This is a genomic window from Parabacteroides sp. AF39-10AC (genome assembly GCF_003635405.1).
Taxonomy (GTDB): Bacteria; Bacteroidota; Bacteroidia; order Bacteroidales; family Tannerellaceae; genus Parabacteroides; species Parabacteroides distasonis.
Window position 1 is genome coordinate 13223 of sequence record NZ_QTLP01000049.1, and the last position, 1371, is coordinate 14593.

Annotated in this window: 1 protein-coding gene; it reads right to left on the bottom strand. The window is 45.9% G+C overall.

Going from position 1 to position 1371, the window contains the following annotated elements:
* Window positions 1–416: 416 nt before the first annotated feature.
* Entirely contained in the window at window positions 417–1352 is a 936-nt protein-coding gene (locus DW033_RS23430; RefSeq protein ID WP_057318819.1) for a site-specific integrase, read from the bottom strand.
* Window positions 1353–1371: the final 19 nt, after the last annotated feature.

A 1371-nucleotide genomic window follows, 5' to 3' on the forward strand; every position in this document is an offset into this window, starting at 1 on the left:
CTTTAAAAATGGCTTTTCTGAAAATCACCATCGCTTGAAATATTAAGCTACTTGGGAAGTAGCGTAAAAGGTAGGAGAATGGTTATTACCCAGTTGTAGAGACGGGGCGTGCCCCGTCTCCCACAGACTGGTAGTATCTTTAAATTACCCTCTTGAGGGGATGAGACGGGGCACGCCCCGTCTCTACAAGAATGTATGTTCGATTTTTGGAAGGGACGTGATGATGTAGGAAATACGAGATCATTTCGTCTCTATTGCCATGTCTATGCACTAGGAATAAGAACGAAGATTTAAGGAGAATCAAGGTCGGAGCACAAACTAATGAACAAACTAAGCCTTATGATTGCTTGTTATTTGTTATTTTTTATTACTTTTGCGCCGTGAAAGAATACGCTACTTCCCAAGTAGCAAGCCTCTTACCCCACTTTGGGTATCGGTTTACACACGCTCTCAAAACAATTCCGGTTCACCTTCGATAAACGTTCCAACGAGAAGCTCTTCAAATAGATCTGTGTTGTCTTAATAGACTTATGCCCCAACAACTCACTGATAACCTCGATCGATACATCTTGTTCCTTCAAGAACGAGGCGAATGAATGACGGATCGTATATGAGGTGACCGGAAGCGTAACGCCTGTCGATCTCGCCAACAACTTCAACTCACGGTTAAAGCGGGACAAGGTCCTGTTATATTCTTTGTAGGCCGCCTCACCGGTTCTCCTTCCACTCAAAAAAGGAAATAAATAAAAGGATTCCTTTGCCGTACAAGCGGACAACTCATCCAACAGCCGCAACGCCCCGGAGGGAATCTCCAGCTGTATGAGAGATCCGCTCTTTTGTCGGTGATACTGCAATATCCCATCCCGGATATTCTCCCATTTCAAATGCGTGAGATCCACAAACGCTATCCCGCTGAACGCGAACATCAACCGAACGGTCAACTGTACACGCCGCAAGGACGGATCCCCCAACGGGGCGTTAAACATACGCTCCAGCATCTCTCGCGGCAACGCCTTCTTCCGCTTGCTCTCAACGCCCGTGAAGACATCTTTGAACAGGTTGGGTACAAAGGGAGCCTCGTTCGCCTCCACGGCCAAGTTATAAATGTGACGAATCCGACGCATATAGGTGGACACCGTATTCAACGAACGGCCCTTGTCCAACAACCATGACTGATAGCACAAAAGCCTGTTCCTATTAATATAGGCATAAGGAATCGCCTCCATACCGCAAAAGCACTTGAACGAGTTCAAGGCATCTTGATAACTCTTCGCCGTGGAATACCGTTTTTTCTCACGCAGACAAGCCATGTAGATGGACAGGCCCATAACAAAATCTTCTTCTTTTTTCATATCTTCTCCTTAATAAAAA

Bases quoted from the DNA above. Each gene is read 5' to 3' on its own strand.
- DW033_RS23430 (WP_057318819.1), bottom strand. From the start codon at position 1,352: ATGAAAAAAGAAGAAGATTTTGTTATGGGCCTGTCCATCTACATGGCT.